Annotated in this window: 14 protein-coding genes; 5 read left to right on the forward strand and 9 right to left on the reverse strand. The window is 34.2% G+C overall.

Annotated features, from left to right (window positions below; translation table 11 throughout):
• Positions 1-302 precede the first annotated feature (302 nt).
• The 4 genes from H3T83_RS03470 to H3T83_RS03485 are packed head-to-tail and all read right to left on the reverse strand — an operon-like array spanning position 303 to position 4664.
• Positions 303-1235, reverse strand: coding sequence for a sugar kinase (locus H3T83_RS03470; protein ID WP_198215108.1), 933 nt, complete (start codon positions 1233-1235; stop codon positions 303-305).
• A 16-nt stretch (positions 1236-1251) separates the two neighbouring features.
• Positions 1252-2235: an ABC transporter permease gene (locus H3T83_RS03475; protein ID WP_198198220.1), complete on the reverse strand. Its 984-nt coding sequence runs from the start codon at positions 2233-2235 to the stop codon at positions 1252-1254.
• Complete coding sequence (locus H3T83_RS03480; RefSeq protein WP_198215109.1) at positions 2232-3725, reverse strand: sugar ABC transporter ATP-binding protein; 1494 nt, start codon at positions 3723-3725, stop codon at positions 2232-2234. The genes H3T83_RS03475 and H3T83_RS03480 overlap by 4 nt, the downstream gene beginning before the upstream one ends.
• Before the next feature lie 51 nt (positions 3726-3776).
• Positions 3777-4664: a substrate-binding domain-containing protein gene (locus tag H3T83_RS03485; RefSeq protein WP_065651157.1), complete on the reverse strand. Its 888-nt coding sequence runs from the start codon at positions 4662-4664 to the stop codon at positions 3777-3779.
• A 504-nt stretch (positions 4665-5168) separates the two neighbouring features.
• Between H3T83_RS03485 and H3T83_RS03490 the strand changes: the two genes are divergently transcribed.
• Positions 5169-5912, forward strand: coding sequence for an Imm52 family immunity protein (locus tag H3T83_RS03490; protein ID WP_198215110.1), 744 nt, complete (start codon positions 5169-5171; stop codon positions 5910-5912).
• A gap of 43 nt (positions 5913-5955) precedes the next feature.
• A complete protein-coding gene (locus H3T83_RS03495; protein WP_198215111.1) occupies positions 5956-6525 on the forward strand; it encodes a hypothetical protein in 570 nt (189 codons plus the stop codon).
• Between the two features lie 226 nt (positions 6526-6751).
• Here H3T83_RS03495 and H3T83_RS03500 read toward each other — a convergent pair whose 3' ends face one another.
• Positions 6752-7246 carry a nuclear transport factor 2 family protein gene (locus tag H3T83_RS03500; RefSeq protein WP_370528000.1) on the reverse strand — a complete coding sequence of 165 codons (495 nt, stop codon included), beginning with the start codon at positions 7244-7246 and terminating at the stop codon, positions 6752-6754.
• Between the two features lie 154 nt (positions 7247-7400).
• Between H3T83_RS03500 and H3T83_RS03505 the strand changes: the two genes are divergently transcribed.
• Positions 7401-7772: a helix-turn-helix domain-containing protein gene (locus tag H3T83_RS03505; protein ID WP_198215113.1), complete on the forward strand. Its 372-nt coding sequence runs from the start codon at positions 7401-7403 to the stop codon at positions 7770-7772.
• A 74-nt stretch (positions 7773-7846) separates the two neighbouring features.
• On the opposite strand, the gene H3T83_RS03510 is transcribed toward H3T83_RS03505, so the two are convergent.
• Positions 7847-9376 (reverse strand): tannase/feruloyl esterase family alpha/beta hydrolase, encoded by a 1530-nt coding sequence (locus H3T83_RS03510; protein WP_198215114.1) that lies wholly within the window; start codon positions 9374-9376, stop codon positions 7847-7849.
• 277 nt (positions 9377-9653) lie between these two features.
• Between H3T83_RS03510 and H3T83_RS03515 the strand changes: the two genes are divergently transcribed.
• Together H3T83_RS03515 and H3T83_RS03520 are read left to right on the forward strand one after the other, a co-directional pair.
• Positions 9654-10100 (forward strand): LexA family transcriptional regulator, encoded by a 447-nt coding sequence (locus H3T83_RS03515; protein ID WP_198215115.1) that lies wholly within the window; start codon positions 9654-9656, stop codon positions 10098-10100.
• A complete protein-coding gene (locus tag H3T83_RS03520; protein ID WP_198215116.1) occupies positions 10097-11362 on the forward strand; it encodes a Y-family DNA polymerase in 1266 nt (421 codons plus the stop codon). The genes H3T83_RS03515 and H3T83_RS03520 overlap by 4 nt, the downstream gene beginning before the upstream one ends.
• A gap of 28 nt (positions 11363-11390) precedes the next feature.
• On the opposite strand, the gene H3T83_RS03525 is transcribed toward H3T83_RS03520, so the two are convergent.
• The 3 genes from H3T83_RS03525 to rbbA all read right to left on the reverse strand — a co-directional run bounded on the left by H3T83_RS03525 (position 11391) and on the right by rbbA (position 15818).
• Positions 11391-11816, reverse strand: a complete 426-nt coding sequence (locus H3T83_RS03525; RefSeq protein WP_198215117.1) for a hypothetical protein — start codon at positions 11814-11816, stop codon at positions 11391-11393.
• A 70-nt stretch (positions 11817-11886) separates the two neighbouring features.
• Positions 11887-13017, reverse strand: a complete 1131-nt coding sequence (locus H3T83_RS03530; RefSeq protein ID WP_198215118.1) for an ABC transporter permease — start codon at positions 13015-13017, stop codon at positions 11887-11889.
• A gap of 5 nt (positions 13018-13022) precedes the next feature.
• Complete coding sequence (gene rbbA / locus H3T83_RS03535; RefSeq protein ID WP_198215119.1) at positions 13023-15818, reverse strand: ribosome-associated ATPase/putative transporter RbbA; 2796 nt, start codon at positions 15816-15818, stop codon at positions 13023-13025.
• Between the last annotated feature and the right edge of the window lie 9 nt (positions 15819-15827).

Here is a 15827-nt window from a genome sequence, read left to right on the forward strand (position 1 = left end):
GGAGTTTATTGTTGATTTTCTTAGAAACAGTAATACCTTGAATACTTTGATATCAACTATTATTTAGTTAGATTTTTTTATTTGGTATTGTAAGCTAATTTTAGTTAAGATTCGCCCTAAAATTAGTGACAATGTCACTTAAATAAACAGAAATTTTGGTAGCTACTTTCAATATTATTGATTGCTGAAGGCGTAAAACAATATATAAAAATTATTGATTATTATTAATATAATATACTGTTTTCTATTGAAAAGTTAATTAAAAAGCCCCTTATTAGGGGCTTAATCATGATTGAAATCAACTATTTTTGTAGGAATTTTTCAATTTGCTCTAATGTTGACGTACCTTGCATTGGTCCTTGTTTTGTCACCGCCAATGCACCGCAAGCATTAGCATAAGTTAAGGCTTTTTTTGCTGTAAAACCTTTATGAATTAATGCGACATATGCACCACCAAAACAATCCCCTGCACCAGTCGGATCTATTTCGGTAACTAAATGAGGCTGCACATCAAAAGATTCATTTGCTGAATAATAACTCGCTCCCTTATTACCTTTTTTTATAACAATAGACGATATACCATTATTTAAAAAATAATCGATTGCTTGTTTCTCATTATCCGTATCGGCTAATAATGTGACTTCACTTTCACTTGGTAAGTAAATATCGGTTTGTTGTAATATTGCTAACAGCGCATCTTTCACGCCAGGCAGATTTAACATTTCCTTGCGGATATTAGGATCAAAGGAAATGATACCCTTATTTTGTTTAACTATAGCTATAGCTTTTTTAGCGGTATCAAGAATTTGTTTAGAAAACAATGAAGACCCCATTATATGAAGATGATCACAATCTTCTAAAATCTTTTGACTTACCATGTCTTCATTAATCAGAGCACAAGCAGCATTTTTTATATTAAAAATAAAATCCCGACTACCATCCTCATGATAAGTTACAAATGCGCTTCCCGTAGTTTGGTCATCCATAACTTTAATATGAGAGATATCAACACCATCATCAGCCAGTTTTTTTATATTTAACTCACCAAAGCCATCATTACCAACACAACTTATCATCGCTGCTGGTTCATCTAATTTCGCCACTTGATCGATAAAAATTGCTGGAGCACCACTGGCAAATGGGCCCTTCCATAGTCCATCATGAGTAAATAATTGCCCTTTTTGGTTAGCCATAATTTCGACAACAATTTCACCTAGTGTAAATACTTTTTTCATATTAATTCAACTCCACTTAAACTCTGTTTTTCTTATTACGAACATCAATATATACAGCTAATAGAATGACTAATCCTTTAACAACTAGTTGATAAAAATAAGGAATGTTCATCAAGTTCATGCCGTTATTAATAACACCGATGATTAGAGCGCCTATCATTGTTCCAATAATTGTGCCGTGACCGCCATTTAAGCTTGTTCCACCTAAAACAGCTGAAGCAATAGCATCTAATTCATATCCTTGCGCGGTACTTGGTTGACCTGAATAGAGTCTTGATGCTAACAATAACCCACTGATCCCTGCCATTAATGCAGTTATCATGAATACTTGTATTTTTAATTTTTTAACATTAATTCCTGAATAAACGGCAGCTTCTTTGTTGCCACCAGTGATATAAATTTTTCTGCCAAATGTCGTTTTAGATAAGATAAAATGATTGACTAATAACAATATTAATAGCACCCATATTGGATTAGGAATTGAAAAAATATCACCATTACCTAATTCAAGAAATACATCATCCATAATCATCTCGGGTTTACCATCGGTAATGATATAAGCAATTCCGCGGAAAATCCCCATGGTTGCCACAGTAACAATAAACGATGGAATACCAGCAAGAGCCGTTAAACTACCATTTATAAAACCAACAACAATTGAAAGTAGCAAGGCTATAGATATAGCAAGATAAAATGGTAATCCCCAAAGTAAAGCAAGTGCCGCTAATGTACCTGTTAACGCTATAGTTGAACCAACTGATAAATCGATATCACCAAGTAACAATACATATGTCATACCAAATGCAGTAATCGCAATAATTGATACTTGCAAGACGATATTCATAATGTTGGTACTAGTTAAAAAGTTACTATTCATAAATGAAAACAGAATGAATAAAGCAATTAGCCCGATAACAATTCCACCATATTGACGGAATACTTTAAAAAAAGATTCTTTAAAATTACTATTATTCATCGAGGTATTTTCTTTAGTATTCATGCAGATGCTCCTGTTGCTATATTCATTACTTCTGGTTGAGTTAACCCTTCAGTATTAAATTCCTTTACAATTTTTTTATTACGCATAACAAATAGACGATCACTGATAGACATCACCTCGGGTAGTTCTGATGAGATCATAATGATTGCAGTACCTTTTGATGATAATTCTCTTATTAATTTATAAATTTCCAATTTGGCACCGATATCAATTCCCCGAGTTGGTTCGTCTAAAATCAAGATTTTAGGTGGCTTCACTAACCATTTGGCAATAACGATTTTTTGTTGGTTACCACCACTTAAACTACCAGTTACTTGGAATGGATTATTAGTTTTGATAGCCATCTTCTTTATATATTTAGTCGAATTTAATAATTCTTTTCTATTATTGATGATAAAAGATGACTCATATTGAAAGGCAATATGATTGATATTTGAATGAACATCATGCATCAAAACCAAGCCTTCTTCTTTACGATTTTCGGTAACGAAAGCAAGGCCATGTTCAATGGCTTGAGTTGGTGAATTAATATTGACTTTTTTACCTGAAATAAAAATCTCACCTTGGTATTTAGTTACCCCAAACAACGCTTTCATCACTTCTGACCTACCGGCACCAACTAAACCAAAAAAGCCAACTACTTCACCAGAATGCACCTTAAAGCTAATATTTTTGAATTCTCTAGAATGATCTAAATTTCTAACTTCTAATAAAGGTGGATCATCCTGAATTTGATGTGGTAATTTTGGTGGATAAATATTTTGTACTTCACGGCCAACCATTTCAGCAATCAACTCATCGATGGTGGTTTCGTTTTTTTGATGGGTGGCAATATACTCGCCATCACGCATAACAGAAATATCATCAGAAATACGCATGATCTCATCCATCCGGTGCGAAATATATATAATTGCAACACCTTTCTGTTTAAGCTTATCTATTATATTGAAGAGTAGTTCTGCTTCATTATCACTTAATGATGAAGTCGGTTCATCCATGATTAATACTTTTGCGTCATAACTAAGTGCTTTAGCTATTTCAACCAATTGCCGTTGCGCCATAGACATGGTTCCAACAATTTGTGCTGGATTTAACTTAATTCCATACTCAGCAAATAATGCATTACAATTTTTAATCATTTGATTATCAGAGATAATGCCATATTTATTTGGTTCATTATTGGCATAAATATTCTGAGCAATCGTTAGATTATTACTTAAACTCAATTCTTGGAAAACAATAGCAATCCCTATCTTTCTTGATTCTGTTGGATTCTTTATAGTAATAACATTGCCTTGATAGGTAATTGTTCCACTACTTGGCGGATAAATTCCGGCGAGAATTTTCATTAATGTAGATTTTCCTGCGCCATTTTCGCCCAATAGCGTATGAACTCTACCTTGGTAGATATCTAAACTAACATTTTTCAAAGCTTGAATCGGACCAAAATTTTTGGCAATAGAATCCACAGATAAAATGATATTATTCATTAGTTGATTCCTTGTGGAAGGGATAGATATTACCCTATCCCTTATTGTGAATTATTCTTTTCCTGTGTATACACCAGGGGTGACTGGGATTACTTCATCGACTTTTTTACCATTTAAATAGTCAATTGCAGTAGCTACAGCGATTTCACCTAATTTATTTGGATATTGTTGAATTACAGCTACGAATGTCTTTTCTTTATCTACAGCTTTTCTTGCTTCATCCATGCCATCAAAACCAATGATTTTTATATCATTATTTTTAACAGATTTCGCCGCGATAACCGCTGATAATGCAGCATCATCACCAAAACCAAAAATTCCATTTAAGTCTGGGTATGCTTGTAACATATTTTGTGCAACAACAAGAGCTTCTGCACGAGTAATTCCTGTTTGAATAGACACTATCTTGACGTCTGGAGTTTTAGACAATCCTTCTTTAAATCCATCAACACGATCAACAACTGATTGCACCATAGGATAATCAATAACACCAACCGTTCCTTTACCGTTTAATAATTTCCCCATTAACTCACCGGCAGTAACACCACCAGCATAATTGTTGGTCGCAATATGACTAACGACTTTGACGCCAACGGCAGGAACATCAACAGTAATAACTGGAATATTCGCCTTTTCAGCTTTCATAATTGCAGCTTGTACACCTTTTGAATCAACCGGTGATAAAATAATTAAATCCACTTTTTTAATAATAAAATCTTCAATGTCTGAAATTTGCTTATTAAGATCTTGGCTAGCGATGGATAGTGATAAATCAACATTTTCCTGTTGAGCTTTTTGTTTTATAGCATCTGCTAATGAGATATAAAAAGGATGTTGTTGGGTTAATAATGAAACACCTATATGATATTGCTTAGCATGTGCGCCGAAAGTGAAAAAAAATAGAAAACACACAAAAAAGAGTTTAGATATTTTTTTCATAGAAAGAGCTCCTTAATTTTAAGCATGATAATTAACCTTATAGGAAAGAATAAATCATCCAATCTTTTATTCTTTATCATCATGCAACTATCAAAATACAATACAAAGAAAAATATTCTTAAAAAGATTTGAAACCATAATTTTTCTCTATTTACTGCAATATTCGTAACTTTACGCTACGTATTATTAGTATAGTTTTTGAAACAAATTTTATTGTGACGAAGCTCTCAAATTTTCAAAATAAAAGCAAAAATATAAAAATATATTTTCATTTTAAAAGTTAAATATTATTTATAGGAGATTTAAAAGTAAGCTAGCAACATCAATATTGACTACTACAAACTCAATTAGAAACAGACAAAATAGTCTAATTAAATCTTTTTAATCGTCAAATTTTTGCTTATTTAAATTAAAAAATAATAAGTAAAACTACTTTCATTTTTAATGATAAATAATGTTATGATTAATTTGTAAAAATGAAAGATAAAAAATAAGGATGTTTACATGGAAATAAACATGACGCAATTTGATATTAAAATTCATCTTCCCAGAAAGCAGCAAATTGTATTTACCGATCTTAATCAACAACTACATGACATATTAAATATTTATCAACACTGTATAGATGACAATGCCCACTGGTATCCAACTCGAAGTACAGCCAAAGGTAAGCCTAAAGCTTTAATTTATGGTTCTGAAGGATTTACCGAATATGGATTAAAAAAACTATCACGTGCTTGTAAACAAATCGACACAAGAGGCAGTGTTTTATTATGTTTTGCCGATAGTCAAAAATTATCTAATTGTAATCTGATGTTCTATTCCGGATACAAAGCTATCGGAGGTTTTCAGGCGGGTACATCTTCCGTTGGTTTTTCTTTTGATTTACCTGAAAGTAAACAAATTATTGATAAAATGGCATCGTTTATAACTGGATTAGCACAAAAATTTAGCCATAACTTTATTACTATGAATAGTAGAGAAATTCCTAGTTCAATTTATATCTTTCCGCCACGTATAAACTTATCTTTAATGGCTTACATACCTAGTCCATTACAACATAAAGATTATCCAGAAGTTTATCAATTAATACCAATTATAAAAGAGAATAAGCATGTTGGTACTGTCATTGTTTTATTTGATCATTTTCCTAATAGACAAAATATTAATGATGATATTAAAACTATGAATAATGTGGAATTGAAATTGCGTGAAGCAGATCTTTTACCTATGAAAAACGATTTATAATCTATAACATTAATATAAAAATTTGAGAATTAAAATGGTTGAAATGATAAACAATAAATCTACTTTGTTAGATGCAACTAAAATTCTAGTTAACACAGCGGCGATTATAGCTGTAATAAAATATGACCCTGATGTCAATCCATCACGAAGTGAAATTGAAGCCAAGAAAGCGATTAAAAATGGGCCGCAAACAATTAAAAGCAACTCAATATTAACAGCTGAACAAAAGGCAAAAATAACTCAAGATGTTGCTGATAAATTAGCCGAAGTACTATTTTTAAACAGAACAATTTATCATGTTGATGCGAATAGTTATATCAATGAATTAATTACCAATATGCAAAGTGAGCATATTTCATTACCTAATGAAAACTCAACTCAATTATTTCAGCGATTATTGGCGGCTTATCATTATTTAGTTGATTTAAAATTTACTGAAATTAAGGTCATTGAAACCTATTTATATGCCTACGCATCTGACCCAACGTTTAAAGATAACCCTATAGTTAAGGCATGGATCGAAAAAACGGACCAACCAGCACAACAACAATTTCAAGATATGATTTATGTAGCTCGTAAATTCGATTTTATTGAAAATTATCTTAACGAATAATAAAACATATAAAACAAAGCCCCTTTTTTATAAGGATTTTATAAAAGCTAATTTCAATAACATTGATAATATCAAGGATATCTTATAACTTATTGGTTTTTAGAATAATCGGTTAACATTGATTAGCATAAAGTGTTTAGACTAATAACAATTAAGGTGATGACTATTAATTCAATTGAACATAAAAAAGCGCCATTAAAGCGCTTATAAGTTATCGAATCAATCATTAAAACATCGTATTATTATTTTCTGCCTGCTCTGGTACATTTTGGATCACATCCCAATGTTCCACTATTTTTCCATCTTTAACTCGGAATATATCAACTACCGCTTTACCAAGATCATCATTATTGATTTTAGAATGGACATGTAACCATACCGTATCGCCTTCTACTGATGAGCGAATTATAGTATTACTTGATTGTGGATTTTGTTTAAAGAAGCCTTCGAAATACGTAATCGCAGGTGCTCTACCATTAGCAACATAGGGATTATGTTGTTTATAATCTTCAGACAGCGTTTTAGTTGCCTCAGCCACTTGATGCTTATTAAAGAAGTTATTATAAAAATTGATAACCAGTGTACGATTTTCTTCCTCTTGAGCGAGATTTCTTTGTTTTAGATCTTTTGCAACGGCAATACCAGTAAAACTCAACAAACAAATACCAATAACAAAGCTTTTTTTAATTACATTCATACCAACTCCAATTTCTATTTTAATTTAGATAAACTCTATCTATAATGCGTTATTAGTCTATAATATAGACTGCTTGAATAGTAACAATAAAAATCAAATTAAACAATAAGTAACATAAATATGACTAGGTCAGCTCAATGTGACTTAATCTGTTTAGGGAAACAAGATAACGATAATTATGACAATGATTAAAACGACAAAAAGTGAACTATTTGAATTTGACCATCCATGTCCTATTCGTGATGTTCTCGATAGAATTGGCGATCAATGGAGTCTGTTAATTCTAAAATCATTAGAACATAATGCGATGCGATTCAATTCTTTACATAGAGAAATTGACGATATATCACGGCAAATGCTGTCACGGACATTAAAAAAACTTGAAAAAGATGGTTATATTACTCGAACCGTTTATGCTCAAGTCCCTGCTCGTGTAGAGTACGCTCTAGCTGAGCTTGGTATATCATTTCTTAAACCAATGAATACATTAATACAGTGGGCCGATGAGAATCATCAAGCGATTTGTCGAGCGAGAAAACAGCAAAATTAGTAATTATTAGAATAGTTATTTTTGAAAAGATAAAAACAAAGCTAACCAAATATATTGGTTAGCTAATGATTTAATTACTGACAAACAAAGTTTTCAGGATTATTAGTATCCCCTTTACCTTGATAAATCGTTTTTTGTGGATATTGGCATAAAGGACGTTTTAGGATGACCTGACCATTTTCAATTTTTTGGGCAGTTAATCTGTTTGGTGCTTGTTTTTTCTCAACCCAATTAACGAGCGACTCAAAACCATTAATTTTATCTGGGCCATCACCACCATTACAATGATCAACACCAGGAGCGAGGTAGAGTTTTGCAAAATCATCGACTGAATCTTTACCGCCCATAATCTTCAATACATTATTATAATATTGAATTGTTCCTTTCGGTGCGATCAGGCGATCATTCAAACCATGCCAAATAATCATTTTGCCACCCAATTTTTTAAATTGGCTCAAATCGGCATTATCAGTTCCCATTATTGGACGGAATAACTCTACTGATTCATTAAAATAGTTATCAAAACCGCTGTAACCTAATGTTTTCCAGTCAAAATTAGGATCTTGTTTAATCCAATACTTTAAATAATCCTCTGGAATAGGAAAAGGCCCTTTATTACTAGCTAAAACATCAAGTGGTGCAGTCGGTTCAATGCTAAACCATAAAGATTTGCCATTTTGATCTGTTGGTCCTTGCCAAATTTTTCTTAATGTGCGAACTTCGTCCTTATCAAGTCCTGCTTTATTTAGCAATTCATCACTGATTTCTACTGCTGCTGGATCACTAACTAGGCCATCTTTAATACCATCTTTTTCATCAGCCAGTTCAATAATCGCTTTTCTAACTTTTTCCAGTTTATCACTATCGATCGGTTTACCTAGCTCTTGTTGCATAACAACTTGTGGCCATATTTCTGCTGGTACAAATTTATCCCAATGGATTGCTGGTGCCGCAATATACAAACCATCATAATCAGCCGGATACCTTTGTGCTTCCATTAGCCCTTGTCTTCCACCAGTTGAACAACCATTCCAATATGCATAATTAGCAGCTTGACCATAATATGAGGCGATGACTTGTTTGGTTTTTACTGTCATCTCATGTACACTATGATAAGCAAAATCAGTTATCGAATCGGCCTGTAATTTGCCATCTTTAAAGACAAATTTGCCTTCAACTAAATTACCTGTATGTCCAGTATCTGTAGCAGCTGCAACATAACCATTTTTAGCAGCTACGGCTAATTTATCAAATGGTATAAATCCTGCATATCCACCACCGCCTATTGCTTGTAATCGTTGATTCCAATTAGTCGGCAACCAAACTTCGACATTAATAGCCGGTTCAATGGATAATTCGACGCGACAAATCTGCGGTAAATCCATAATTTCTTTAGCTTTAGCGCCTCTTAAAGTATCAGCCAATTTAGAACTTGGTGAGAAACGATCGGCAATTATTTCGCTATTTACTACTTTAGCATTATCTAATTCCAAATTTGCCAATGCGTGACAACGCTCTTCGACATTAGCTTTCTCTGAATTCGCATAAGCAGAAGATGCTAAACAACTTAACACCGATAAAAATAATAAACTGTATTTCATCATATCCTCTTTCCTATCCTCAAAAAATATAATTTCCAAAACTAGTTATTATTAATACTAGTCATTAGCCGTATAAATAACAACATTAATCATGATTATTTTTATCAGTGAATATTACTTATTGATAGTAATTTAATACCTATTTTAATCATCTATTTTTATTTTTTTACACTCATTTTTATTGAATTAAGAATTTTATACTGTATATTTATACATGCACTGTTTTTTAATACGAATTATCCGGCACTATTCGTTTTTATTAATTTTTCGGAGTCTTTTCTTGAATAAATATTGTGTTGTCATTGGGCAAGCTAATAGTTCGCTCACTGTTTATTTACCTTTAGTTGATACACCAGTAAGAGCTGGATTTCCATCGCCTGCTGATGATTATTTAGAAACAAAACTGGATCTAACCAGTCATTTAGTGAAGCATCCTAGTGCAACTTACTATATTAAAGCGATTGGTGACTCGATGATTGATTATGGCATTTATAGTGGTGATCTCCTTGTTGTCGACCGTTCTTTACAACCGAAAATAGATGATATTGTTGTTGCTGCTGTGGACGGTGAATTAACCTGTAAATGTTTAAGTTTTATTAATGGCGAACATCATTTATTGTCTGGCAATAAACTTTACCCACCGATTTCATTAGTCGGCAAAGACGTGCATATTTGGGGAGTGGTAATACATACCATTCATTCCCTACGTAAACGGGGACACTCATGATTGGCTTAATTGATTGTAATAATTTTTACGCATCTTGTGAGCGGGTATTTAATCCAAAATTAGAAGGAAAACCAATTGGTATTCTTTCAAATAATGATGGTTGTGTAATAGCACGCTCTAATGAACTCAAACCTTTAGTTGCTATGGGCATGCCGGCCTATCAAATCCCCTCCCATATTCAAAAAAAAATTACCTTATTAAGCTCTAATTATGAACTTTATGGTGATATGAGTCAGCGAGTATTTGATACCGTTCGCCATTATACTGCGGATATCGAACTCTATTCGATCGATGAGGCTTTCATTCATCTAAACGGGTTTAGCCATGTTTTAAGTCATTGTCAAAATTTAAAAGCAATAGTAAAACGAGATACGGGCATCCCTGTCAGTATCGGGATTGCCGCAACTCGCACCCTAGCAAAATTAGCTAATCATATCGCCAAAAAACACCCTATTCATCAAGGTGTTTATTGTTTCCCGACGGATCTGGAAGAAAAAATAACTATCTTAAAGCAATTCTCAGTTGCAGATATATGGGGCGTTGGTTGGCGAATTGCTCAACGGTTAAAAGTATTAGGTATTCACACCGCTTGGGATTTATATCAAGCTAATTTAAAACAAATCAGACAGTTATTTTCAGTTGTCCTTGAGCGTACCGTGCTTGAACTCCGTGGTATTAGTTGTATTGAATTAGATGACCTGCATACCGCTAAAAAAAATATTATGACATCACGTAGTTTTGGTCATTTAACCAATGATCTATTTGATATACAAGAAGCAATTCGTGTGCATGCAAGCCGTGGCGCAGAAAAATTGAGAAAGCAAAAATCAGTTGCCAATGCCGTACTGGTGTTTTTAAAAACTAATCGATTTCGACCTGAATTAGTACAATATAATCCGTCAGTTGTGGTGCCATTATTGTCGGCGAGCGATGATTCAAGAGTTATTATTCATGCGGCCCAAAAAGGATTACGATCCATTTATAAACCAGGTTTTTTATTTATGAAATCTGGAGTGATGTTACTTGATTTAAAAACTAAAGATAATTATTGCCAATCGGATTTATTTACCGCTGAAACATCAGCAACAGAAAAACACAAAAGTGAACAATTAATGAAAACCATGGATTACATTAATCAGAAAATGGGAAAAAACACTATTCATTTAGGCGGTATCAGACAAACTGCAGCATGGCAAATCAAGCGAGAGCGACTTAGCCAACGATATACGACTCGTTGGGATGAATTACCTTTTGTAAAATAGATAACCGATTAACCGCTAAGATAATAATTTAATCAATTGATTGAATTGAATTACCTTGTTCATTGCGAACATACACATCAATATCCCATTTTTTTCTATATCTATCATCCTTCGATTTTTCACAAGAAATAGAAATAACATATCGAAAAGGAATTTTACCACCATGAACTTCAGCTTTCTTCCAACCAGCTTTTAACGGTACAAGGCAACGAGGTAAATAATATTTTCCATTTACTTCGACAGTATGTAAATTAGTATGATGTTCTTTGTTATAAACGGTAATAAATTCAGTTGCCTTGTTATTGATATCTAAAAATTCAGTTCTTGAATTATAGACAGGAATAACTTCAGTTGTATTACTATCAACATTATCTGAAGACTCAGCCATTGCAAAAGGAATAGCAATAACAGCTAAAATTGCGATAATATATTTTAGTAAATGAATCTTTTTCATAAAAAACTTTAATAATTTAAATTATTAAGTGCAAATAAAGTTAATTTTTGCACTTTTATTATTCATAAAATTAAGAGCCCATATTAACAATTGAACTACGAAAGCGTTTCAGTGCAATAAGGAAAAACACACTACCGATTCCTAATAACCACGCATACGAGGTCCAAACCACACTTAAACCAGCCCCTCGATATAAAATTGCCTGCCCTAATTCGACAAAATGAGTGGTTGGCGCAAATAACATAATATTTTGTACCACTTCCGGCATACTCTCTCTTGGCGTACTACCACCTGAAAGCATCTGTAACGGTAGAAGAATCAAAATAAATAGCATCGCAAATTGTGCGGTTGATTTAGCCACCGTCGCCATAAAGATACCGAGTGACGTTGTCACGAATAAATGCAAAGCAGCACCAACTAAAAATAAGGAAATCGAGCCCTCAATTGGCACATTTAACCAACCATGAACAACGACTAACAATGCACCCCAAGTCGAAACTAGTACCACCAACCCCATTGACCAAACTTTTGAGATCATAATTTGAAATGGTGTCACAGGCATTGATAGCAAGTGATCGATAGTACCATGCTCACGCTCTTTCATTAACGCTGCGCCGGTTAAAATAATAGACAATGTGGTAACTATATTAATAATCTCCATGACAGAACCAAACCAAGAACGGGTTAAATTAGGATTAAAGGCTGCATGAACCTCAATATTGACCGGCAAACTGGTTGGTTTATCAATTTGATTAAAGTATTTAGTTATTTCGCTGGTGACAATTTGCGTAATATAACCATTACCTACAAAAGCCTGCCCCATTCGGGTTGCATCAATATTCAGTTGAATTTCTGGACTTTGGTTATTTAACACATCACGTTGAAAATTAGGTGGTATATTTAATGCAAAAGTATAACTATCAGTATCCATTCCGCGATCAACTTCATCCATTGAATTTAATTTAACTGGTTTATTAAACATTGGCGGATAAAGCGCTGCGATAATTTGCCTTGATAAAGGCGAATCATCTTCATCAACCACCGCAATTGAAGCATGATGAAGTGAGTCTGAAGTTGCGGTAGCTGCGGTATAAATATCCAGCGTAAAGCAGTAGGCGATTAACAATAACATGATTGGATCACGAATCAATCCCCATAACTCTTTAATACCTAAGCGATAAATATTAATAAAACTTTGCATAATATCTATCCTTCTTGTTTCTTGAGGAGGAATATACTTGCACCAAGTATAATCGGAATAGTAATTAGTAAGGTAAATATCGAGTTATGTAAATCAAAAAATCCTAATGCCTTATTAAAAACACCCCGAGCAATAATAAGCATATGGGTAGTTGGATAGACTTCACCAATATATCGCCCACTCCCTTCTAGTGATGCTACTGGATTGAGTAACCCCGAAAACTGTATCGCCGGTAACATGGTACCAACACAGGTTAAAAAGATAACCGCAATTTGACTACGTGTTACCGTCGAAGCAAGTAAACCAAAGCCAGTAGCAATGATACAATAAGCTAATCCAGCTAAACATAAAGTTAGCAAACTGCCTTTTATCGGTACACCAAATATCGTAACCGCCATAAGCAACAGCAATAAAAAGCTAAGCATCGAAATAACAATATAAGGAACCTGTTTACCTAATAAAAACTCAGTTCGAGTAACAGGCGTTACATATAAGTTAATTATTGATCCCATCTCTTTTTCACGCACTACGGATAATGCCGCTAACATTGACGGAATCATTAAGAGCAAAATAGGAATGACCGCAGGAACCATGGCTTGCAAACTTTTAATATCCGGATTATAACGATAGCGGGTCTCAATATTTGCCAATGAGCTAGATGCGGTGCCGGTAGTGGTTTTTATTTTGTCACTTAACCACGCAAGGTGCATACCTTGTACATATCCTTTAATTGTGTCGGCACGTAATGGCATGGCGCCATCAATCCAGATACCGATATTAACTGGATCACCGCGTTGAATATCACGGCCAAAATTAGGGGGAATTTCAATCGCCAACGCTATCTCATTACTTCTCATCCTATGGTCCATATCATCATAATCTGTGATTGGCGGTTTCTCGATAAAATAACGCTTGGAGCCAGATAGATTAGTAATATAGTTTTGACTGGTGATCGTTTGATCACGATCTAATACTGCAAAATTTAAGTCCTCAACATCCATCGTGATACCATAGCCCATCACCAACATTAATATCGCTGAACCTAACAGTGCCAATAAAGCGCGCAATGGATCGCGGGATAACTCAAGTGTTTCACGCCACAAACAACCAATCAAACGAGTTAGACTAAATCCTTGTAGATGTTGATTACCTGTCTGAGCTGGTTTATTCGGAACAGTTTTCGGCTCTTCACTGATTTTTTCATCGCTATGAGTATCATCTGCTCCGGCATCAACTAAATATCGAATAAAGGCCTCTTCAAGGGTTTTCGCATCTTTAGAATTAATGATATTATCTGGCGTATCACTAGCTAAAACCTTACCAGCATGCATTAACGAAATCCTATCACAACGAGCCGCTTCATTCATAAAATGGGTGGTGATAAATACGGTAACTTTATCTTTTCGCGATAGTTCAATAATTAAACGCCAAAAGTCATCACGAGCAATCGGATCAACGCCAGAAGTAGGTTCATCAAGAATAAGAATTTCAGGATTATGAACCACTGCGACCGATAAAGAAAGTCGCTGTTTAACACCTAACGGTAGACTATCTGGCAAACTTTTCAATTCATTTTCCAGACCAAAACGCTTAACTAACTCCTCAACTCTTGCCGGTATTTTACTTTCTTCAATACCAAATAAACGAGCATGTAAAACAAGGTTTTGCTCAACCGTCAATTCACTATAAAGTGAGAACGCCTGCGACATATAACCTAAATGACGTCTTACATTAATATCACTGGCATCAACCGGTTTACCAAATAACCACGCTTCACCTGACGAAATTGGTAATAGACCAGTTAACATCTTCATAGTGGTTGATTTACCGCAACCATTTGATCCTAAAAAGCCAAAAATCTCGCCTTGCTTTATAGAGAAATTAACGTGATCAACCGCAATAAAATCGCCAAATTGCTTAGTTAATCCTTTTGCTTCAATTGCCACCGGTAAATCTTGATTTAAATCTAATGGAGGGATTTCAACCGCTTGATAACCTTCCCTAGCATCTTCGGGCATTAATTGAATAAAAGCATCATCTAAATTATCTTTCGCTGTTTTGGCTAACAGTGCTTGTGGTGTACCTGTTTCGAGGATCTTACCGCCATACATTGCCACTAACCAATCAAAGTTTTGTGCCTCATCCATATACGCAGTAGCAACAATAACACTCATTTGTGGACGTTGCTCACGGATTTTATTAATGAGTTGCCAAAATTGTGCACGAGAAAGCGGATCAACACCGGTTGTTGGTTCATCAAGAATAAGTAAATCAGGATCATGAATCAAAGCCGAACATAAACTTACCTTTTGTTTCATCCCGCCAGAAAGACGACCCGCAGGCCGAGATAGAAAAGGATATAAACCAGTGCTTTTAGTTAACTCATCAATACGTCGCCGTCTTTCGGCGGCATTATTACCAAATAGACGGGCAAAAAATTGTAAATTTTCTTCGACTGACAGTGTAGGATAAAGGTTTTTACCTAATCCTTGTGGCATATAAGCAATACGGGTACATACGTTTTGACGATGTGATTTATCTTTCATATCCCCATCTAAAACGTAAACTAATCCCTCTTGGATGACATGCGCGCCGGCTATCAAAGATAATAGACTAGATTTACCCACTCCATCGGGACCAATCAATCCCACCATACATCTTGGTGGGATAGCAATACTGACATCCTTGAGTGCACAAGTTTTTTTATAATGTAATGTTACATTACTGACATTGACAACTGCATCTTCAATGGTTTTACCTTCAGCAAGTAACCTCAAATCCTTTACATCCGATTCTGACATATGCTATCT

Origin of the sequence: Gilliamella sp. M0320, from assembly GCF_016101635.1 — a bacterium.
Classification (GTDB): Bacteria; Pseudomonadota; Gammaproteobacteria; order Enterobacterales; family Orbaceae; genus Gilliamella; species Gilliamella apis.

Bases quoted from the DNA above. Each gene is read 5' to 3' on its own strand.
- H3T83_RS03470 (WP_198215108.1), bottom strand. From the start codon at position 1,235: ATGAAAAAAGTATTTACACTAGGTGAAATTGTTGTCGAAATTATGGCT.
- H3T83_RS03475 (WP_198198220.1), bottom strand. From the start codon at position 2,235: ATGAATACTAAAGAAAATACCTCGATGAATAATAGTAATTTTAAAGAA.
- H3T83_RS03480 (WP_198215109.1), bottom strand. From the start codon at position 3,725: ATGAATAATATCATTTTATCTGTGGATTCTATTGCCAAAAATTTTGGT.
- H3T83_RS03485 (WP_065651157.1), bottom strand. From the start codon at position 4,664: ATGAAAAAAATATCTAAACTCTTTTTTGTGTGTTTTCTATTTTTTTTC.
- H3T83_RS03490 (WP_198215110.1), top strand. From the start codon at position 5,169: ATGGAAATAAACATGACGCAATTTGATATTAAAATTCATCTTCCCAGA.
- H3T83_RS03495 (WP_198215111.1), top strand. From the start codon at position 5,956: ATGATAAACAATAAATCTACTTTGTTAGATGCAACTAAAATTCTAGTT.
- H3T83_RS03505 (WP_198215113.1), top strand. From the start codon at position 7,401: ATGACAATGATTAAAACGACAAAAAGTGAACTATTTGAATTTGACCAT.
- H3T83_RS03510 (WP_198215114.1), bottom strand. From the start codon at position 9,376: ATGATGAAATACAGTTTATTATTTTTATCGGTGTTAAGTTGTTTAGCA.
- H3T83_RS03520 (WP_198215116.1), top strand. From the start codon at position 10,097: ATGATTGGCTTAATTGATTGTAATAATTTTTACGCATCTTGTGAGCGG.
- H3T83_RS03525 (WP_198215117.1), bottom strand. From the start codon at position 11,816: ATGAAAAAGATTCATTTACTAAAATATATTATCGCAATTTTAGCTGTT.
- H3T83_RS03530 (WP_198215118.1), bottom strand. From the start codon at position 13,017: ATGCAAAGTTTTATTAATATTTATCGCTTAGGTATTAAAGAGTTATGG.
- rbbA (WP_198215119.1), bottom strand. From the start codon at position 15,818: ATGTCAGAATCGGATGTAAAGGATTTGAGGTTACTTGCTGAAGGTAAA.